The organism is Paracoccus sp. (in: a-proteobacteria), from assembly GCF_039808215.1.
GTDB lineage: Bacteria > Pseudomonadota > Alphaproteobacteria > Rhodobacterales > Rhodobacteraceae > Paracoccus.
The window spans coordinates 17,103-36,975 of record NZ_JBDHSP010000027.1; the positions used below are offsets into that span (position 1 = coordinate 17,103).

At 69.0% G+C, this 19,873-nt stretch carries 20 protein-coding genes; 15 read left to right on the forward strand and 5 right to left on the reverse strand.

Features of this window, described 5'->3' with window-relative positions; genetic code table 11:
* Nucleotides 1-77 precede the first annotated feature (77 nt).
* From hutI to WMK75_RS10615, 10 genes are all read left to right on the forward strand, one after another.
* Complete coding sequence (gene hutI / locus WMK75_RS10570) at nt 78-1,280, forward strand: imidazolonepropionase (RefSeq protein ID WP_347267641.1); 1,203 nt, start codon at nt 78-80, stop codon at nt 1,278-1,280.
* On the forward strand, nt 1,273-2,814 hold the full coding sequence (hutH, locus tag WMK75_RS10575) for a histidine ammonia-lyase (protein ID WP_347267642.1): 1,542 nt from the start codon (nt 1,273-1,275) through the stop codon (nt 2,812-2,814). The genes hutI and hutH overlap by 8 nt, the downstream gene beginning before the upstream one ends.
* Nucleotides 2,811-3,602: an N-formylglutamate deformylase gene (gene hutG, locus WMK75_RS10580; RefSeq protein WP_347267643.1), complete on the forward strand. Its 792-nt coding sequence runs from the start codon at nt 2,811-2,813 to the stop codon at nt 3,600-3,602. The genes hutH and hutG overlap by 4 nt, the downstream gene beginning before the upstream one ends.
* Nucleotides 3,599-4,747 (forward strand): CoA transferase, encoded by a 1,149-nt coding sequence (locus WMK75_RS10585; RefSeq protein ID WP_347267644.1) that lies wholly within the window; start codon nt 3,599-3,601, stop codon nt 4,745-4,747. The genes hutG and WMK75_RS10585 overlap by 4 nt, the downstream gene beginning before the upstream one ends.
* Nucleotides 4,744-5,898, forward strand: a complete 1,155-nt coding sequence (locus tag WMK75_RS10590; RefSeq protein WP_347267645.1) for an acyl-CoA dehydrogenase family protein — start codon at nt 4,744-4,746, stop codon at nt 5,896-5,898. Before WMK75_RS10585 ends, WMK75_RS10590 begins: the two co-directional genes overlap by 4 nt.
* Nucleotides 5,899-5,910: 12 nt before the next feature.
* Complete coding sequence (gene hutU / locus WMK75_RS10595; protein ID WP_347267646.1) at nt 5,911-7,575, forward strand: urocanate hydratase; 1,665 nt, start codon at nt 5,911-5,913, stop codon at nt 7,573-7,575.
* Between the two features lie 67 nt (nt 7,576-7,642).
* Nucleotides 7,643-8,461 carry a transporter substrate-binding domain-containing protein gene (locus WMK75_RS10600; protein ID WP_347267647.1) on the forward strand — a complete coding sequence of 273 codons (819 nt, stop codon included), beginning with the start codon at nt 7,643-7,645 and terminating at the stop codon, nt 8,459-8,461.
* A gap of 59 nt (nt 8,462-8,520) precedes the next feature.
* Nucleotides 8,521-9,168: an amino acid ABC transporter permease gene (locus tag WMK75_RS10605; protein ID WP_347267648.1), complete on the forward strand. Its 648-nt coding sequence runs from the start codon at nt 8,521-8,523 to the stop codon at nt 9,166-9,168.
* Nucleotides 9,168-9,830, forward strand: a complete 663-nt coding sequence (locus WMK75_RS10610; RefSeq protein WP_347267649.1) for an amino acid ABC transporter permease — start codon at nt 9,168-9,170, stop codon at nt 9,828-9,830. The genes WMK75_RS10605 and WMK75_RS10610 overlap by 1 nt, the downstream gene beginning before the upstream one ends.
* Nucleotides 9,831-9,832: 2 nt before the next feature.
* Nucleotides 9,833-10,603 carry an amino acid ABC transporter ATP-binding protein gene (locus tag WMK75_RS10615; RefSeq protein WP_347267650.1) on the forward strand — a complete coding sequence of 257 codons (771 nt, stop codon included), beginning with the start codon at nt 9,833-9,835 and terminating at the stop codon, nt 10,601-10,603.
* Between the two features lie 55 nt (nt 10,604-10,658).
* On the opposite strand, the gene WMK75_RS10620 is transcribed toward WMK75_RS10615, so the two are convergent.
* Nucleotides 10,659-11,135, reverse strand: coding sequence for a hypothetical protein (locus WMK75_RS10620; protein WP_347267651.1), 477 nt, complete (start codon nt 11,133-11,135; stop codon nt 10,659-10,661).
* A 130-nt stretch (nt 11,136-11,265) separates the two neighbouring features.
* On the opposite strand from WMK75_RS10620, the gene WMK75_RS10625 reads away from it, so the two are divergent.
* The gene (locus WMK75_RS10625) at nt 11,266-11,424 is read left to right on the forward strand and encodes a hypothetical protein (RefSeq protein WP_347267652.1); all 159 of its coding nucleotides are present in this window, start codon (nt 11,266-11,268) and stop codon (nt 11,422-11,424) included.
* A gap of 18 nt (nt 11,425-11,442) precedes the next feature.
* Nucleotides 11,443-12,720, forward strand: a complete 1,278-nt coding sequence (locus WMK75_RS10630) for a hemolysin family protein (protein WP_347267653.1) — start codon at nt 11,443-11,445, stop codon at nt 12,718-12,720.
* A 3-nt stretch (nt 12,721-12,723) separates the two neighbouring features.
* Here the strand turns inward: WMK75_RS10630 and WMK75_RS10635 are convergent, their stop codons facing one another.
* Genes WMK75_RS10635 through exbB form a run of 3 tightly spaced genes read right to left on the reverse strand, consistent with a single transcriptional unit; the run spans nt 12,724 to nt 14,948 of the window.
* Complete coding sequence (locus WMK75_RS10635) at nt 12,724-13,581, reverse strand: energy transducer TonB (protein ID WP_347267654.1); 858 nt, start codon at nt 13,579-13,581, stop codon at nt 12,724-12,726.
* Nucleotides 13,578-14,033, reverse strand: coding sequence for a TonB system transport protein ExbD (gene exbD / locus WMK75_RS10640; RefSeq protein WP_347267655.1), 456 nt, complete (start codon nt 14,031-14,033; stop codon nt 13,578-13,580). The genes WMK75_RS10635 and exbD overlap by 4 nt, the downstream gene beginning before the upstream one ends.
* Nucleotides 14,034-14,036: 3 nt before the next feature.
* Nucleotides 14,037-14,948 (reverse strand): tonB-system energizer ExbB, encoded by a 912-nt coding sequence (exbB, locus tag WMK75_RS10645; RefSeq protein ID WP_347267656.1) that lies wholly within the window; start codon nt 14,946-14,948, stop codon nt 14,037-14,039.
* 229 nt (nt 14,949-15,177) lie between these two features.
* Here exbB and WMK75_RS10650 point away from each other — a divergent pair, with 229 nt between their 5' ends.
* Genes WMK75_RS10650 through dinB form a run of 3 tightly spaced genes read left to right on the forward strand, consistent with a single transcriptional unit; the run spans nt 15,178 to nt 18,715 of the window.
* Nucleotides 15,178-16,917, forward strand: a complete 1,740-nt coding sequence (locus WMK75_RS10650; protein WP_347267657.1) for an ABC transporter ATP-binding protein — start codon at nt 15,178-15,180, stop codon at nt 16,915-16,917.
* Nucleotides 16,917-17,633 (forward strand): folate-binding protein, encoded by a 717-nt coding sequence (locus tag WMK75_RS10655; RefSeq protein WP_347267658.1) that lies wholly within the window; start codon nt 16,917-16,919, stop codon nt 17,631-17,633. The genes WMK75_RS10650 and WMK75_RS10655 overlap by 1 nt, the downstream gene beginning before the upstream one ends.
* A complete protein-coding gene (dinB, locus tag WMK75_RS10660; RefSeq protein ID WP_347267659.1) occupies nt 17,630-18,715 on the forward strand; it encodes a DNA polymerase IV in 1,086 nt (361 codons plus the stop codon). The genes WMK75_RS10655 and dinB overlap by 4 nt, the downstream gene beginning before the upstream one ends.
* Here dinB and WMK75_RS10665 read toward each other — a convergent pair.
* The gene (locus tag WMK75_RS10665) at nt 18,706-19,602 is read right to left on the reverse strand and encodes a DUF533 domain-containing protein (protein ID WP_347267660.1); all 897 of its coding nucleotides are present in this window, start codon (nt 19,600-19,602) and stop codon (nt 18,706-18,708) included. The genes dinB and WMK75_RS10665 overlap by 10 nt on opposite strands.
* Nucleotides 19,603-19,873: the final 271 nt, after the last annotated feature.

Below are 19,873 nucleotides of genomic sequence, written 5' to 3' on the forward strand. Positions count from 1 at the left end.
TGCTGAAAATAAGTTTAGACATAGTGATGAATTAAGTTTAGACATAGGGCAAGCGAAAATCAACCAGGGGCCAGCCGATGCAGCTTTTCCGCAATGCCAGGATCGCCACGATGGCCGGGAATTCAGCCGGTTACGACCTGATCGAACAGGGCGCGCTGGTCGTCGAATCGGGCCGCATCGCCTGGGTCGGACCCGAGTCGGATCTGTCCGGGGCGCATGCGCAGCTGCCGGGGCGCGATCTGGGCGGGCGGCTGGTCACGCCGGGGCTGATCGATTGCCACACGCATGTGGTCTTTGGCGGCGACCGCGCCCGCGAATTCGAGATGCGGCTCGAGGGCGCCGGCTATGAAGAGATCGCCCGCGCCGGCGGCGGCATCCTCAGCAGCGTGCGCGCCACGCGCCAGGCCGACGAGGATGCGCTGCTGGCCGCGGCGCTGACCCGGGTCGACCACCTGCTGGCCGAGGGCGTCACCACGCTGGAGATCAAGTCGGGCTATGGTCTGGACGTTGAAACCGAGCTGAAGATGCTGCGTGTCGCGCGCCGCATCGGCAGCGCGCGGCCGGTCCATGTCGTCACCAGCTGGCTGGCCGCCCATGCCTTGCCGCCGGAATACGGGGAGAACCGCGAAGGTTATATCCGCGAGGTGGTGATCAAGGGCATGGAGGCCGCCGATGCCGAGGGGCTGATCGACGCCGTGGACGGGTTCTGCGAGGGCATCGCCTTTTCCGCCGAGGAAATATCGGCGATCTTTGACCAGGCGAAGCGCCTCGGCCTGCCGGTCAAGCTGCATGCCGAGCAGCTCTCGGACCTGCACGGGGCGGCCATGGCGGCGCGGCATGGCGCGATCTCGGCGGACCATCTGGAATGGCTGGGCCAGGACGGCATCGACGCCATGGCGGCCTCGGGCACGGTGGCGGTGCTGCTGCCCGGCGCCTTCTATACGCTGCGCGAGACGAAATATCCGCCCATTGCGGCGCTCCGCGAAGCCGGTGTGCCGATGGCGCTGGCGACGGATTGCAACCCCGGCACCTCGCCGCTGACCTCGATCCTGCTGACGATGAACATGGGGGCGACGCTGTTTCGCATGACACCCTCGGAATGCCTGGCCGGCGTCACCCGCCATGCCGCGGCCGCGCTGGGCTTGCAGGACCGCGGCCGGATCGCCCCCGGCCAGCGCGCCGACCTGGCAATCTGGGACGCCACCCACCCGGCCGAACTGACCTATCGCATCGGCTTCAACCCGCTTCACGCACGCATCCTCGGAGGCGAAATTGTCTGAACTGATCCTTACCCCCGGTGAAACCACGCTGGCCCAACTGGAGCAGGTCTGGCGCAAGGGCCCGGCCGTGCGCCTGGCCGACGGCGCCCGGCCCGGCATCCTGGCCTCGTCCCAGCGCATCACCGCCGCGGCCAATGGCGATGTGCCGGTCTACGGCGTGAACACCGGCTTTGGCAAACTCGCCTCGATCAAGATCGCGGCGGGGGATACGGCGACGCTGCAAAGGAACCTGATCCTGTCGCATTGCTGCGGCGTGGGCGATCCGGTCGAGCCCGAGACCGTGCGCCTGGTCATGGTGCTGAAACTGCTGTCGCTGGGCCGCGGCGCTTCGGGCGTGCGCCCCGAGGTGGTGGCGCTGATCGAGGCCATGCTGGCCAAGGGCGTCTTGCCGGTGATCCCCTCGCAGGGCTCGGTCGGGGCCTCGGGCGATCTGGCGCCGCTGGCGCATATGGCCGCTGCCATGCTGGGCGAGGGCCGCGCCACCCATCAGGGCCACGAGATGCCCGCCGGAGAGGCGCTGGCTGCCGCCGGACTGAAACCGGTGGTGCTGGCGGCGAAAGAGGGTCTGGCGCTGATCAACGGCACCCAGGTCTCGACCGCCTTCGCGCTGGCTGGCCTCTTTGACGCCTTCGCCGCGGCGCGGGCGGCGCTGGTCACCTCGTCCCTGTCCACCGACGCGATCATGGGCTCGACTGCGCCCTTCTTCGATGAGATCCACACGTTGCGCGGTCATCGCGGCCAGATCACCGCGGCGCGGGCGATCCGCGCGCTGATGGACGGCAGCGAGATCCGCGAAAGCCATCGGATCGGCGACACCCGCGTGCAGGACCCCTATTGCATCCGCTGCCAGCCGCAGGTGACCGGGGCCTGCATCGACCTGCTGTGGCAGGTGGCCCGTACGCTGGAGATCGAGGCCAATGCCGCGACCGACAACCCGCTGGTGCTGACCTCGGTCGGGCAGATCGTCTCGGGCGGGAATTTCCACGCCGAGCCGGTGGCCTTCGCCGCCGACCAGATCGCGCTGGCCATCGCCGAGATCGGGGCGATTTCCCAGCGCCGCATCGCGCTGATGGTCGATCCGGCACTGAGCCACGACCTGCCGCCCTTCCTGACCCCTGATCCGGGGCTGAACTCGGGGCTGATGATCGCCGAGGTGACATCGGCCGCGCTGATGAGCGAGAACAAGCATCTGGCGAACCCGTGTTCGACCGATTCGACGCCGACCAGCGCCAATCAGGAGGATCACGTCTCCATGGCCGCGCATGGCGCGCGCCGGCTGAAGCGGATGAACGCGAACCTCGCGCATATCCTGGGGATCGAGGCGCTTTGTGCCGCCGCGGGCGTCGAGTTCCGGGCGCCGCTGAAAACCTCGGCGCCGCTGCAGGCGGTGATCGCCAAGCTGCGCACCACCGTGCCGGCACTGGGCCAGGACCGCTACATGGCCCCCGATCTGGCCGAGATGGCGCGTCTCGTCAGCGAGGGCGTGCTGGTCGCCTCGGTGCCCGGGCATCTGCTGGACGAGGTGCGCCCGTGACCCCGGTCGAGGTGCATCAGGGCGACAGCCCCATCGTTCTGGGCCTGCCGCATACCGGCACGCATCTGCCCGAGGAAATCCGCGCGGCGCTGAACGCGCGCGGGCAGGTGCTGGCCGATACCGACTGGCACATCCACCGGCTTTACGACGGGCTTTTGCCCGGCGCGACCACGGTCCGGGCGACATTCCACCGCTATGTCATCGACGCCAACCGCGGCGCCGATGACGCGAGCCTTTACCCCGGCCAGAATACCACCGGGCTTGTGCCGCTGACCGATTTCGACGGCGAAGCGATCTGGAACACGGAACCCTCGGCCGCGGACATCGCGGCGCGCAAGGCCGGGTTCCACGCCCCCTATCACGCGGCGCTGGCCGCGGAACTGGCGCGGGTCAAGGCGCGTCACGGCGTGGCGGTGCTTTACGACTGCCATTCCATCCGCAGCCATATCCCCTTCCTGTTTCAGGGCACTTTGCCCGATTTCAACATCGGCACCAACAGCGGCGCCTCCTGCGACATGCGCATCGAACAGGCCACGTTCGCGCTTTGCGCGGCGACCGGGCGCAGCCATGTGCTGAACGGCCGCTTCAAGGGCGGCTGGACCACGCGCCACTATGGCCAGCCCGGATCGGGCGTGCATGCGATCCAGATGGAACTGGCGCAAGCGACGCATCTGGCGACCGAGGCCCCGCCCTTTGCCTATGACGAGGCCAAGGCGGCGGTGCTGCGCGTGACGCTGAAGGCGATCCTTGAACGCCTTGCGGCGCTGGCGCCGGAGCTGCGGGCATGAAGCCTTTGCAAGGTATTCGGGTGCTTGACCTGTCGCGCGTGCTGGCCGGGCCCTATGCGACCGCGCTGCTGGCCGATCTGGGGGCCGAGATCATCAAGCTCGAGCCGCCCGCCGGCGACGACTATCGCCATATCGGCCCGTTCAAGGACGGCGAAAGCGCGCTGTTCACCCTGAACAACCGCGGCAAGCAAAGCCTGGTGCTGGACCTGAAGGCCCCCGCCGATCTGGTGCTGGCGCAAGACATCGCCGCCCGCGTCGATGTGGTGGTCGAGAATTTCCGCCCCGGGGTCGCGGCAAGGTTGGGCATGGATGCCGAGACGCTGCGCGCCGCCAATCCGCGGCTGATCTATTGCTCGATCTCGGGCTTTGGCCAGCAGGGGCCGTTCCGCGACCTGCCGGCCTATGATCTGGTGGTGCAGGCCATGTCCGGGCTGATGGCCGCCTCCGGCGAAGAGGGCGGGGCGCCGCTGAAGGCCGGCGAAAGCGTGGCCGATCTGATCGCCGGGCTGTTCGCCAGCTGGGCGATCATGGCGGCGCTGGTCGGGCGGAGTGCCACGGGGCAGGGTGCGACGCTGGATGTGGCCATGTATGACGCGCTGTTTTCCATGCTGACCACCAGCCATGCGCTGCATCTTTATGCCGGGCAGCTGCCGGCGCGGGTCGGCAACCGCCACCCGCTGTCCACGCCCTTCGGCTGCTTTGCCACCGGCGACGGCCAGGTGGTGATTGCCGTTCTGTCGGCGCGGCAGTTCGCGGCGCTGGCGGCGCTGATCGGCGCACCCGAGGCCGCGCAGGATCCGCGCTTTGCCAGCGACGAAGGCCGCACCGCGCATGAGCCCGAGATCCGGGCCCTGATCGAGGGCTGGTCGCGGGGCCTGAGCACCGAACAGGCGGTGGCGGCACTGGCGGGCGCCGGCCTGCCGGCGGCGCCGATCTGGGACATCGCGCAGGCGGCGGCCAGCGATCACGCCGCGGCGCGCGGGCTGGTCAGCCAGTTGCCGCACGCCGTTCTGGGCACGGCGCCGACCGTGGGCCAGCCGGTGCGCTTCGACGGCGAAAAGCCGATCGCCGCGACATCCGCACCGCGGCTGGGCGGCGACCGCGCCGCCATCCTTGCGGGTCTGGGACTGGAGACGGCGGCATGAGCGACGACTGGCACATGCTGGCCGAGGAGGAGCGGCTGTTCTGCGACGTGCTGGCGCGGATCTGCGCCGAGCGGATCGCCCCCAGGGCCGCCGAGACAGACGAGAATTCGGTCTTTGTCCACGACCAGCTTGCGGTGCTGGCCGAGGCCGGCATGCTGGGCGCGAACCTGCCCGAGGATCACCACGGGCCGGGCATCTCGGCCCCGGCGCTGCTGCGGGCGGTGGCGATCGTCGCCGGCGCCTGCGGCTCGACCGCCTCGGCCTTGACGGCGCATTATCTGGCGACGGATTCGATCCTGATCGGCGGGAGCGAGGCGCAAAGGCGCGAATGGCTGCCGAAAGCGGCCAGTGGTGCTGCCCTGGGGGCATTCGCGCTGACCGAACCCACCGCCGGCTCGGACCCTGCCGACATGAAGACCCGCGCGCGGCGCAGCGATGCGGGCTGGCACATCAAGGGCAGCAAGTGCTTCATCTCGAACGGCGGCGTGGCGGATTTCATCATCCTCTATGCTGTGACCGACCCCGACAAGGGGCATCGCGGCATCTCGGCCTTCATCCTGCCCAAGGGCACCCCGGGCCTTGAGGCCGGGCCGCCTGAACGCACCATGGGGCTGAAGGGCGGGCATGTCTTTGCCCTGAACATCGACTGCCACCTGCCCGAGGACGCGCTGCTGGGCGAGGAGGGGCGCGGTTTTCGCACCGCCATGCAGGTTCTGGACAACGGCCGCATCGAGGTCGCGGCGCAATGCCTGGGCCTCGCCGGGGCGGCGATGGACGCCGCCATCGGCTACGCCAGGGACCGGCTGATCGGCGGCGAGCGGCTGACCGAGCGCCAGGGCATCCGCTGGATGATCGCCGACATGGGCCTGGCCTATCGCCAGGCGCTGCTCTTGTCGCAGGATGCCGCGCGCCAGCGCGACGCGGCGCAGCATGGCGGCGGGCGGTTCTCGCTGGCCTCCGCCATGGCCAAGCTTGCGGCCAGCGAGGCGGCGGGCCGGATCGCCGACACCGCGCTGCAGCTGCATGGCGGCTATGGCTATACCCGCGACTTTCCCATTGAACGGATCACCCGCGATCTGCGCATCATGCGCATCTATGAGGGCTCCAGCGAGATTCAACGCATCATCATTGCCGGCAACATGCTGGCCTGAACGGAGAGAGACATGGACAATCCCCGTCACAACAAGCGCGACATCTTCCCCCCCACTGGCCCCGAGATCAGCGCGAAGAGCTGGCTGACCGAGGCGCCGATGCGCATGCTGATGAACAACCTGCATCCCGATGTGGCGGAAAACCCGCACGAGTTGGTGGTTTACGGCGGCATCGGCCGCGCCGCCCGCACCTGGAAGGATTTCGACCTGATCGTGGACAGCCTGAAGGCGCTCGAGGACGACGAGACCCTGATGGTGCAGTCGGGCAAGCCGGTGGGCGTGTTCAAGACCCACAAGGACGCGCCGCGGGTGCTGATCGCCAACTCGAACCTGGTGCCGCATTGGGCGACCTGGGAACATTTCAACGAGTTGGACCGCAAGGGCCTGGCGATGTATGGCCAGATGACCGCGGGTTCCTGGATCTATATCGGCAGCCAGGGCATCGTGCAGGGCACCTATGAGACCTTCGTCGAGGCCGGGCGCCAGCATTACGGCGGCGATCTGCGCGGCAAATGGGTGCTGACCGCCGGGCTTGGCGGCATGGGCGGCGCCCAACCCCTGGCCGCGGTGATGGCCGGGGCCAGCTGCCTTGCCGTCGAATGCGACGAGACCCGCGCCGATTTCCGCCTGCGCACCCGCTATGTCGATGAAAAGACCGAAGACCTCGACGAGGCGCTGGCGATGATCGACCGCTGGACCAAGGCCGGCGAGGCGAAATCCGTGGCGCTGATCGGCAATGCCGCCGAGGTCTTTCCGGAACTGGTGCGTCGCGGCGTGCGCCCCGACATCGTCACCGACCAGACCTCGGCCCATGACCCTGTGCATGGCTATCTGCCGATCGGCTGGAGCGTCGCCGACTGGCGCATGCGCCAGGAGACCGAGCCCAAGGCCGTCGCGGCGGCGGCGAAAAAGTCGATGCGCGTGCAGGTCGAGGCCATGGTGGCCTTCTCGGACATGGGCATCCCGACGGTGGATTACGGCAACAACATCCGCCAGATGGCGCTGGAAGAGGGGTTCGAGCGCGCCTTTGCCTTCCCCGGTTTCGTGCCCGCCTATATCCGGCCGCTGTTTTGCAAGGGTATCGGCCCGTTCCGCTGGGCGGCGCTGTCGGGCGATCCCGAGGACATCTACAAGACCGACCAGAAGGTCAAGGAACTGGTCGACGACCCGCATCTGCACAACTGGCTGGACATGGCGCGCGAGCGGATCAGTTTTCAGGGCCTGCCGGCGCGGATCTGCTGGGTGGGTCTTGGCCTGCGCCACAAGCTGGGCCTCGCCTTCAACGAGATGGTCCGCAAGGGCGAGCTGAAGGCGCCGATCGTCATCGGCCGCGACCATCTCGACAGTGGCAGCGTGGCCTCGCCCAACCGCGAGACCGAGGCGATGCAGGACGGCTCGGACGCCGTGTCCGACTGGCCGCTGCTGAACGCGCTCTTGAACACCGCCTCGGGCGCGACCTGGGTCAGCCTGCACCATGGCGGCGGCGTCGGCATGGGGTTTTCGCAGCATTCGGGCATGGTGATCTGCTGCGACGGCACGGAAGATGCCGACCGGCGCATCGCCCGCGTGCTGTGGAACGACCCGGCGACCGGCGTCATGCGCCACGCCGACGCCGGCTACAAGATCGCGCTGGACTGCGCGCGCGAGCACGGGTTGAATCTGCCCGGGATCCTCTGACCCATCGGGAGGGGCTGCGCAACGAATCGCCGCCCCTCGCATCCAACTGTCCAACAAGGAGAAAGACATGACCTTCCACATGAGCCTCAAGGCCGCACTGGTCAGCATGATCGCGCTGGGCGCGGCGTCGGTGGCCTCGGCCGACCAGCTCGCCGATGTCAAGGCGGCGGGCAAGATCGTCACCGCCACCGACATGCACTACGCCCCCTTCGACATGCTGAACAACGGCACCTATGAGGGCATGACCAAGGACCTTTTCGACGAGGTCAGCAAGGAAATCGGCGTCGAGCCGCTTTATCAGGACATCCCCTGGACCGCGGAACTGCCCGGCCTCGAGGTCAAGAAGTTCGACATCGTCATCGCGCCGGTGACCGTCACCCCCGAGCGGCTTGATCGCTACACCTTCACCCTGCCGATCGCCGACGCCACCGTGTCGCTGGTCAAGGCGGCCTCGAACACGGAACTGAGCAAGCCCGAGGACATCAAGGGCAAGACCGTCGGCGTGCAGCAGGGCACGGCGCAGTTCAAGCAGCTGACCGCCTATGGCGAAAAGCTGGGCGGCGTCACCGTCAAGGAATACGGCACCACCGACGAGGCCTACGCCGACCTGGCCGCCGGGCGGCTGGATGCGGTGGCGGGCTCGCTGCCGAACCTGACCTATCTGGTGAAGAACCGCCCCGAGACCTTTGCCCTGTTCGAGCCGGCGCAGTTCGGCGACCCCACCTATTTCGCCTGGGTGCTGCGCAAGGATGCCGACAGCGAGGGCTTCGCCAAGGCGATCAACGACGCCATCCTGAAGATGACCGATGATGGCCGCGTCAAGGCGATCCAGGAGAAATGGCTGGGCAGCTATACCGAACTGCCGCGCGAAGTCCCGGCGAAGTAAGCCGCCGGCGGGCGGGGGACACCCCGCCCGCACCCCATTGGACCCCAGGCGAGGCAGCCATGTTTTCGATCCCGGTCTTTTTTCAAAGCTTCGAGCCGCTGTTCTGGGCGGCGCGATACACGCTGCTCATCTCGATCCTCGGCATCGCGCTGGGGCTGGTGATCGGCACGCTGATCTGCGCCGCGCGCCTGTCGCCCTATGGCCTGCTGCGCGCCTTCGGCGGGCTTTGGGTCAGTTTCCTGCGCGGTGTGCCACTGCTGGTGCAGCTGCTGGTGTTCTATTACACCCTGCCGGTGGTGGGCGTGGACATCCCGGCCATCGCCGCGGCGGTGATCAGCGTGGGCATCTGCGCCAGCGCCTATATCAGCGAGATCTGGCGCGGCGCCATCGCCGCCCTGCCCAGGGGCCAGACCGAGGCCGCGGTGGCCATCGGCATGGGGCCGCGCGACATCTGGACGCGGGTGATCCTGCCGCAGGCCTTCGGCCTGTCGCTGCCGGCGCTGGTCAACGAGCTGATCCTGCTGGTCAAGGCCAGTTCTCTGGTCTCGGTTGTGGGGATTCTGGAACTGACCCGCGCCAGCCAGGCGCAGGCCGCGACCACCTTCCGCCCGCTCGAGGTCTATATCGCCGCCGCCTGCATCTATCTGATGATCAACCTGTGCCTTGCCGCGCTGGGGCGCTACCTTGAACAGAGGACGGCCATCTGATGGAATGGAGCATCATCGAACAATATGGCCCCATGCTGCTGCGCGGCTTTGGCGTCACCGTGCTGTGCTGGCTTCTGGGCACGGTATTCGGCATGGCGCTGGGGCTGGTGGTGGCGCTTTTGCAGCGCTATGGGCCGCGGCCGCTGCGCTGGATCATCCAGGCCTATATCGAGATCATCCGCGGCACGCCCTTTCTGGTGCAGCTGTTCGTGCTGTATTATGGCGGGCCGCTGGTCGGGCTGCGGCTGGACGCGATGCCGGCCGGGCTTCTGGGTCTGACCATCTATGGCAGCCCCTATTTCGCCGAGATCTTCCGCTCGGGCTTTCGCGCCGTGCCGCATGGCCAGATCGAGGCCGCGCGCGCCATCGGCATGGCGGAACTCATCATCGTGCGCCGCATCCTGCTGCCCCTGGGGCTGGTCTCGTCGCTGCCGGCGCTGGTCAATTTCTCGATCATCCTGACCAAGGAGACGGTGATCCTGTCCATCATCACCGTGCCCGAGCTGATGTATCAGGTCAGCCGCATGTCGACGGAAACCTTCCGTTTCGTCGAGGCCAATCTGGTGCTGGCGCTGTTTTTCTGGGCGCTCGTGGAAACCATCTCGCGCCTCGGCCGCCGGCTTGAGACGCGCATCACCAAACATCTGATCGAAAGGACCTGAGGATGCAGGCTTCCTCTGTCGAGATCCGCAAGGTCAACAAGTTCTACGGTCCCTTCCATGCGCTGAAGGATGTGGACCTGTCGATTCCGCCGGGCAAGGTGACCTGCCTGATCGGGCCATCCGGCTCGGGCAAGTCGACGCTTCTGCGCTGCATCAACTTCCTCGAGGAATACGATTCCGGCGAGATCCGCATCGACGGCAAGATGATCGGCTGGGACGCGCCGGGCAGGAAAATGTCGGGGCGCGACCTGCGCGCCATGCGCCGCTCGATCGGCATGGTGTTCCAGCAGTTCAACCTGTGGCCGCACATGACCGCGCTGCAGAACGTGGCCGAGGGGCTGGTGCGCGTGCGCGGCATGGCGAAATCCGAGGCCGAGTCCCGCGCCTCTGATGCGCTGACCAAGGTCGGCCTGGCGGACAGGATGGGAAACCACCCCTCGCGCCTGTCGGGCGGCCAGCAGCAGCGCGTGGCCATCGCCCGCGCCATTGCCATGGAGCCGCGGCTGATGCTGTTCGACGAGCCGACCAGCGCACTGGATCCGGAACTGGTGGGCGAGGTGCTGGCGGTGATGAAGGCCCTGGCGGCCGAGGGCATGACCATGGTCGTAGTCACGCATGAGATGGGCTTTGCCGCCCATGTCGCCGATCAGGTGGCCTTCATGGAAAAGGGCGAACTGGTGGGCGTGGACAGCCCGGCGCGCATCCTGCACTCGCCCGAGGATGCGCGCATCCAGGCGTTTCTGCGCACCTATCACGAACGCAACGCCTTCTAGCTGCCGCTGCCGGGGCGACCCGGCAGGGCATGCTGGTCGCGGCCGGGGGCAGGGCTCAGTCCGCCGACAGCGCGTCGCAGCGCTGATCGGCGCCGACGCCGTCGCAGTTCATCCCCGGGATGCCGGCGGCGGTCGGCTGGTTGAAGCCGTCGTTGTCGTCGCTGCCGCCGCCCATGTCTGGGATCGAGAAACCCTGCTGCTGGCCGCTCATCATCCGGGCGGCCTCGTCGCGCGAATCCTGCAGCCGCTTGTCCCATGCGGCGCGATCGGCGGCGTCGTCCTCGGCTCTGATCTGGTCGTCGACCTGGCGTCGCTTGGCGGCAGCGTCGCTGGCGCGTTGTTCGCGGTTCGCCTGCTGCTGGCGGGCGGTCGAGGCCGTCTGCATGCAGGAGGCCATTTCGGGCGAGCCGGGCTTGAAGCCGGCGGCCGAACAGCGGTTCTGATCGACGATGATGGTGTCTTCCTGCGGTGCAGGCTCTTCGCAGCCGGCAACCATCAGCACGGCGCAGGCCGTCAGAAACAAGGCGCGCATCCTGGTTCCTCCCTAATGTGGACTCACGCGAAAGTGAAAGCGAGGGTGATCCTTGCGCTTTTTCCTGTCAAGTCCTTTGCTGGACAGGGAATTCGCCCGCGCCGCGCGGCGCGACAAGGGGGCGTGCCGGGTGGATCGCCGTCCCGGGGCGCAGGTGATTGCCCCGGCCGGCGAAACCTATATATTGGCAGCCATTCCAGCCGGAGCAGCCGCCGTCAAGCGCATGACCGACGACATGACCGACAGGCGCGCCTTGCCGCGCCCCTTCCGCATCCCGGCCCCCCTCTGATCCGGGCGGTCGCATCCGATGTGGATTGAAATCACCATTGTCCTGTTGCTGACGCTGCTCAACGGCCTGTTGGCCATGTCCGAGCTGGCGATCGTCTCGGCGCGTCCGCTGCGCCTGAAGGTGCTGGCCGAAAAGGGCAGCCGCGGCGCCGCGACCGCATTGCGACTGGCCGAGGATCCGGGGCGGTTTCTCAGTTCCGTGCAGATCGGCATCACCCTGGTCGGGGTGCTGTCGGGGGCGTTTTCCGGCGCGACGCTGGGGGCACGGCTGGCTGCGGCGCTGCCGGGCTGGGGGGTGCCGGCCTCGCTGGCGCAGCCGCTGGGCATGGGCGGCGTGGTCGTGGCCATCACCTATCTGTCGCTGATCGTGGGCGAGCTGGTGCCCAAGCAGCTGGCGCTGCGCGCGCCCGAACGCGTGGCCGAAAGGGTCGCGCCGCTGATGCTGGCGGTGTCGCGCGGCGCCGCGCCGCTGGTCTGGCTGCTCGACCGGTCCGGCAAGCTGCTGCTGGCGCTGCTGGGCCAGTCGGGCGAGGACCGCCAGACGATCAGCGACGAGGAGATCCGCCTGGTCATCTCCGAGGCCGAGACCGCGGGCGTCATGCATCGCGCCGAGACCGAGATGATCGCCGGGGTCATGCGCACCGCCGACCGCAGCGCGCGCGGGCTGATGACGCCGCGCCGCGACGTGCAGGCGGTCGATGTCTCGGACGGATGGGACGAGATGGCGCGCAAGTTCCGCGAAAGCCGCCGCACCCGGCTGCCGGTCAGCGACGGCGACCCGAACAACCTGATCGGCGTCGTGGCCAGCGTGGACCTGCTGGCGCAGAACCGCGACCAGCCCATGGACCTGCGCCAGCTGATGCAGCCGGCGCCGATCATCCCCGAGACCATGGACGCGCCCGAGGTCATCGCCCGGCTGCGCGCCGCGCCGGGGCAGATGCTGCTGGTCTATGACGAATACGGGCATTTCGAGGGCGTGGTCTCGCCCATGGACGTGCTCGAGGCGATCACCGGCGAATATGCCGGGCTCGACGATGACGAGCCCAAGATCGTCGAACGCGAGGACGGCAGCCTGCTGGTCGCCGGCTGGATGCCGGCGGACGAATTCGCCGACCGCCTGGCGATGTCGCTGCCCGAGGACCGCGATTTCTCGACCGTGGCCGGGCTGGTGCTGGACCTGGCCGGGCGCCTGCCGCAGGCCGGAGACTGGGTGGAATGGCAGCGCTGGCGCATCGAGGTGGTGGACATGGACGGGCGGCGCATCGACAAGCTGCTGGTCGAGCGCCTGCCGGGCTGAGCCTCAGCGCAGTTCGATGCGGATCGGCAGCTCCACCGCCGAGCTGCGCCCCGAGGGCGGCGCCGGCAGCCGCGGCATGCGCGAGGCCTGGCGCTGCAGGGCGCTGTCGTTGCGCGCGTCCCCGGTGCTGCCATTGACCCGGACGCCGGTGACGCGGCCGCTGGGGTCGACGCTGAAGCTGACCGCGACCACGACGCTGCCGCCGCGGCCCGCGATGCGGGTGCGCAGCATGTGACGCGCGACGATGCGGCTGATCTTCTGCTTCCAGCTGGCCTCTTGTCTGGGGCTGGGTTGGCCGGCCTGGGCCTGCGGCGTGGCGCTGCGTTCGCCCTGCGGCGCGCGCAGCCGGGTGGTCGCCTGCCTTGCGGCCTGTTCCTCGGGGGCCTTGGGCTTTTTTTCACGCTTTTCGGGCTTGGGCCTGTCCTTGCGCGGCGTCTCGGCCAGCTTTTCCTGCGGCGGCTCGGGCCGTTCCGGCGGGCGCACGGCTTTCGGCAGTGCTACCGCCTCGGGGGGCGGCGGGAACAGCGAATTCATGTCCGGCAGCGGCTCCAGCTGCTGCATCGGCGGCAGGGCGATCTCGGGTTCGGGTTCCGGCTCGGGCTCCGGTTGCGGTTCCGGCTCGGGTTCCGGCTGGGGGGCGGCCTCGGGCATCGCCTCGGAGTCCTGGGCGGCCTGCGGCGCGGCGGCGGTCGGGGCCGGCGCCAGTTCGACATAGACCGGCTCGGGCAGGCCGGCCAAGGCCGGGGCCTGGGCGCGCTGCATGACCCAGAACGCGCCGCCCAGATGCGCGGCCAGCGCCAGCGTCGCCGCCCCGCCCCAAAGTCCGGCGGCGCGCAGGCCAGATGCCAGCGGCCGGCTCATGGTGTGGCGGCCCCGGCGGCGGGCGCATCCGGCGCCGGCGCGGCCTCGAGCCCGACCAGGGCGATCTTCAGATAGCCGGTCTCGCGCAGGGTGTTCATCACCCCCATCAGCTCGCCATAGGTCACCGCCTGGTCGGCGCGCAGGAAGATGCGCTGCTCGCGGTCGCCCCCGGTGGCCGCGGCCAGCACCTGCGCCAGCGTGCCCGGGGCGATGTCCTCATTGCCCAGCGCCAGCGTCAGGTCGGGCTTGACGGTGACATAGACCGGCTTTTCCGGGCGCTCGGCCGGGGTGGCGTTCGACACCGGCAGGTCCACGTTCACATCGACCGTCGCCAGCGGCGCTGCCACCATGAAGATGATCAAGAGCACCAGCACCACGTCGATGAACGGCGTGACGTTGATCTCGTGGTTGTCCGACAGGTCGTCGTCGAGGCTGCGGATGCCGCCGGCCATGGCTCAGGCCCCCGCGCGGACGGTGCCGCGAAAGTCCAGATCGCGGCTGACCAGCCGCCGGACCCCGGCGCTGGCATTGGCGAGGCGCAGGCGATAGCCGGTGATGGCGCGGGCGAAGACGTTGTAGATCACCACCGCCGGGATGGCGGCGACAAGGCCGATGGCGGTGGCCAGCAGCGCCTCGGCGATGCCCGGGGCGACGACGGCCAGATTGGTGGTCTGCGCCTCGGAAATGCCGATGAAGCTGTTCATGATCCCCCAGACGGTGCCGAACAGCCCGACGAAAGGCGCGGTCGAGCCGATGGTGGCCAGTACGCCGGTGCCGCGGCTCATGCTGCGGCCGGCGCCGGCCTCGATGCGTTCGAGATGCGATTCGACCCGCTCCTTGACCCCGGCATCGCCGGCCTGCTCCAGCGCCGGGGCCGAGCGGTGGTATTCCGTCGCCGCGGCGCGGATCATGAGCGACACCGGATCGCGGCGGTCGTCGGTGGCGGCCAGCGCCGCGGGCAGGTCGGCGGCCGCCTCGATGCGGCGGATGCCCGATTGCGCGCGCCGCATGGCGCCCGCCAGTTCCAGCAGCTTGGCGACCAGCACCGTCCAGGTCAGGATCGAGGCGAAGGCCAGGCCGATCATCACCGCCTTGACCACCCGGTCGGCGGCCAAGAACATGCCCATGGGCGAAAGGTTCTGCGGCAGGCCCGGATCGCGCGCCGGGGCGGCGGGGACCTCGGTGGTGGCCGGCGCCGTCGCGGTGGTTGTCGGAGCGGCGGGGGCAGGCGTCGCCGCCGGGGCCGAGGCTGCGGCCGGCTGGGTGGTGGTCGTGGCCTGTTGCGCGGCCAGCGGCGTCGCCAGCAGCAGGCAGGTCAGGGCGGCGACGGTCCCCGCGCCGGGGCGCGGCAGCGACAGTTGTCTCATGGCAGTCCTTGTCGTTCCGGTCTTGTCGTTCCGGTCTTGCGATCCGCCCGGCGCGCAGGCCGCCGGCACGGCGATCCGCGCGGGCGGGGTCGCGGTTCCTATCGAACGACAAGGTAAAATTGTCAACTATTTTGCGCCCGCAACCGGGGCATTTCTGCCAGGCGCTGCGGCTTGCCCTGCCGGGCCATGCGGCTTATCCCTTGGCGCCAGACCGGGTTTCGGGGGCGCGATGGCTGAGAGGCTTTACAGGACGGCCAATCTGTTCGCGCGCATGTGGCGCGACTATCTGCATGTCTATTGGGCGCGCATCCTGCTGGCGCTGGTGTTCCTGATCGTCGAGGGTTCGACGCTGGGGCTGCTCAGCTGGATGCTGAAGCCGCTGTTCGACCGGGTGTTCGTCGGCGGCGACACCGATGCGATCTGGTGGGTCGGCGGCGTGATCCTGGCGCTGTTTCTGCTGCGTGCCGCGACCTATGTGGTGAACCGCAGCCTGATGACCTCGGTCTCGCTTGCGGTCTCGACCACGATGCAGGTGCGGCTTTTGCGCCATGTGATGACGCTGGACGGCGATTTTTTCCAGAAGAACGCCCCCGGGGCGCTGATCGAGCGCATCCAGGGCGATTCCATCGCCGTGCAGGGGGTCTGGTCCACCTTCATCTCGGGGGCGGGGCGGGACGTGGTGTCGCTGCTGTCGCTGTTCGGCGTCGCCATCGCCGTCGATCCGCAATGGACGCTGGCGGCGCTGATCGGCGCGCCGCTGCTGATCCTGCCCACGGTGATGGTGCAGCGCTATATCCGGCGCAAGATGCGGCAGAACCGGGTGAATGCCAGTCAGCGCGCCACGCGGCTGGATGAGGTTTTGCACGGCATCAACGCCGTCAAGCTGAACCGGATGGAGGATTACCAGGCCGACCGCTTTGCCCGGATCGTCGCCCGCATCCGCCAGGCCGAGATCAAGATGTCGGGCATCGGCGCCACGGTGCCGGCGCTGGTCGACATCGTGACCGGCATCGGCTTTGTCGGCGTGCTGGCGCTGGGCGGTGCCGAGGTCACCCGCGGCGAGCGCACGGTGGGCGATTTCATGTCCTTCTTCACCGCCATGGCGCTGGCCTTTCAGCCGCTGCGGCGCCTGGGCAGCCTGGCCGGGACCTGGCAGATCGCCGCGGCCAGCCTTGAGCGCATCTATGCGGTGTTCGACCTGCAGCCGCGCATCGCCTCGGGGCCGCGGCAGGCGCCGCCGCCCGATTGCACGATCCGGCTTTGCGACGTGCATCTGGCCTATGACGGCCACCCGGTGCTGAACGGGCTGAGCTTCACCGCCGAGGCCGGGCGGACCACGGCGCTGGTCGGGCCATCGGGGGCGGGCAAGTCCACGGTGTTCAACCTGCTGACGCGGCTTGTCGATGCGCAGTCGGGCGCGATCACCCTGGGGGGCGTGCCGCTGGCGGAATACGATCTCGCGCTGCTGCGCGACCAGTTCTCGACCGTCAGCCAGGACGCGGCGCTGTTTGACGAGACGCTGCGCGAGAACATCCTTCTGGGCCGCCAGACCGGCGACACGGCGCTGCGCCGGGCCATCACCGCGGCGCATGTCGCGGATTTCAGCGATGCGCTGCCGCTGGGGCTGGACACGCCGGCGGGGCCGCGCGGATCGGCGCTGTCGGGCGGGCAGCGCCAGCGCGTGGCCATCGCCCGCGCCGTCCTGCGCGATGCGCCGATCCTGCTGCTGGACGAGGCGACCAGTGCGCTGGATGCGCAAAGCGAGCGGCTGGTGCAGCAGGCGCTGGACGAGTTGTCACAAGGCCGCACCACGCTGGTCATCGCGCATCGCCTGTCCACCGTGCGCCAGGCCGACAAGATCGTGGTGATCGAATCCGGCCGCGTGGTCGAGGAAGGCAGCCATGAGGGGCTGATGGCCAGGAACGGCGCCTATGCCGCCCTGGTGAAACTGCAATTCGGAGAGACATGATGCGGCGGATTCTGGCGGTCTCGGGACCGGATCGGATCGGGTTCCTGCAGGGGCTGGTGACCAACAGGGTGGGAGAGCGGCCGGTTTGGGCGGCGCTGCTGACGCCGCAGGGCAAGTATCTGGCCGATTTCCTGATCCTGCCCGAGGGTGAGCGGCTGTTGATCGACGTGGACGAACGGCTGGGTGACGACCTGCTGCGGCGGTTGAGCATGTACAAGCTGCGCGCCGCCGTCGCGCTGGAGCCGACCGACCTGGCCGTGGCGCGCGGCACCGGCGCCGCGCCGGCGGGCGCCATCGCCGATCCGCGCCACCCGGCGCTGGGCTGGCGGCTTTATGGCGGGCAGGGCGATGACGGCAGCGACTGGGACGCCATCCGCGTCGCGCATTGCATCCCCGAGACGCTGGTGGAACTGATCCCCAACGAGAGTTTCATCCTCGAGGCCGGGTTCGAGCGCCTGAACGGCGTCGATTTCCGCAAGGGCTGCTATGTCGGGCAGGAGGTCACCGCGCGGATGAAGCACAAGACCGAGCTGCGCAAGGGCCTGGTCACCCTTGGCATCGACGGCAGCGCCCCGGTCGGCACGCCGATCCTGATGCCCGACGGACGCGAGGCCGGGGTGCTTTACACCCAGTCCGGGGGCCGCGCCATCGCCCATATGCGGTTCGACCGCATGGGCGAGGGGCTGGTGGCGGGGGATGCCCGCATCCTGCCGTGACCGACCCCGGGCGCATCCGCCGCATCGTCCATGTGGACATGGATGCGTTCTTTGCCTCGGTCGAGCAGCGTGACAACCCCGACCTGCGCGGCAGGCCGGTCGCCGTCGGCGGCATCCAGCGCGGCGTGGTGGCGGCGGCCAGCTATGAGGCGCGGCGCTTTGGCGTGCGCTCGGCCATGCCTTCGATGCGGGCACTGCGGCTGTGTCCCGAGCTGGTCTTTGTGCCGCCGCGTTTTGAGGTCTATCGCGCCGTCAGCCGGCAGATCCGGGCGATATTCGCCGATTACACGCCACTGATCGAGCCGCTGTCGCTGGATGAGGCCTATCTGGACCTGACCGACCACCTTCAGGGCCGCACCGCCACCCGCATCGCCCAAGAGATCCGCGCCCGCATCCGCGCGGCGACCGGGCTGACCGCCTCGGCCGGGGTCAGCTACAACAAGTTCCTCGCCAAGCTGGCCTCGGATCAAAGGAAACCCGACGGGCTGTTCGTCATCCCGCCCGAGGCCGGGGCCGAATTCGTGCAATCCCTGGCCATCGCGCGCTTTCACGGTGTCGGCCCGGCGACGGCGGCGCGGATGCAGGCGCACGGCATCCACACCGGCGCCGATCTGGCGCGCCAAAGCCTCGAGTTCCTGAGCGCGTGTTTCGGCAAGGCCGGCGCCTACTACTGGAACATCGCGCGGGGCATCGACACGCGCGAGGTCTGCCCCGACCGCATCCGCAAGTCGATCGGCGCCGAGAATACCTATGCCCGCGACCTGAAGGACATCGCCGCCGCGCATGAGGCGCTGGCGGAACTGGCCGGCAAGGTCTGGCACCATGCCACGGCCTCGGGGCGCCGTGGCCGCACGGTGACGCTGAAGGTGAAATACGGCGATTTCCGCCAGATCACCCGGTCGCGGTCGCTGCCGGGTGCGGTCGCCAGCCCGGCGCAGCTACTGGCCATGGCCTGCGAGCTGCTGGCGCCGGTCTTTGCCGATGCGCATGGGGTGCGGCTGCTGGGCATCACCCTGTCGGGGCTGGACGAGGCGGGGGCACAGGCGCCCCCGCGCCAGCTTGGCCTGTTCGATCAGGCGTAGAGGTCGCTCACGCCCAGCTTCTGGTGGATGGCGTTCGTGGTCTGGCTGTCCAGCCCGAGTGCCTGCGCCAGCTGGTTCAGATATTCGGCCTCGTTGCGGTTGTCGAAGTCGATCGCCATCAGCGACATCAGATAGACCTGCGGGCCGAGGCCCTGCGGCACCTCGCGCGCCAGTGCCGCGGCATCGACGGGTGCGGCCATCTGCTCGCGGATGAAGGCGCGCTCGTCGTCGTCCAACTCGCCAAGTTCCGACATCAGCCGGGTCTTTTCCCGCTCGTCGATCTGGCCATCGGATTTCGCCGCCTGGATCATCGCCCGCAGCATCAGCCCGGCCACCGCGTTCTGTTCGGGCGTGGGCGCGGTGGCGGGGGCATCGCCGCCGGAAAGCGCGTCGTTCAGCACCTGGCCAAAGCTGGCGTCGCTGCCGCTCTGGGCGCCCTTCTGCGCCAGCCCGCCTGCCGGCGCTTGACCGGCCTGCGCCTGGCCGCCGCCCAGAAGATCGCCCAGGATGCCGCCCAGCCCCCCGGCCGCGGCCCCGCCCAGCATGCCACCGAGGCCGCCACCGGCCCCGCCGCCCAGCTGGTCGAGGATGCCGCCAAGCCCGCCCTGGGCGCCGGCCTGGCGTGGCGAATTCGGGCCGCCATAGGCCTGACCCGATCCCTGGCGCCCGCCCAGCACCTGTCCCAGCATGTCCCCAAGCCCGCCCGAGCCCGGGCTGCGGCTGCCAGTCCCTGCGGTATTGTTGCCCAGAATGTCGTCCAGCAGGCCGCCGCCGGCCCCGCCGCCCGCCGACGACTGACGGTTCTGCGCATTGCGCATCATCGTGCCGATGCCCTTGGCCAGCATGACGCCGACCGCGACCCGGGCCAGGGATTTCATCAGGCTCATCGCGTTCCTCCCCATGTTATGTGCTGGCGGGCGGCAAGCCGCGCGGCGCCCCGTGGCCAACGCGCCGCGCGGCTTCGGGTTCCGCGCCCGCAAAGGGGCCGACGCCCTTGATTTTACCCGGCCGCAACGATAAGTCGCGGCGGATGTTTCACGACGGGGCTGTCGCGCGGGTGGCCCCCCGATAGGAGGCCATGATGGCAAAGGCAAAGTTTGAACGCACGAAACCGCACGTCAACATCGGCACGATTGGTCACGTTGACCACGGCAAGAC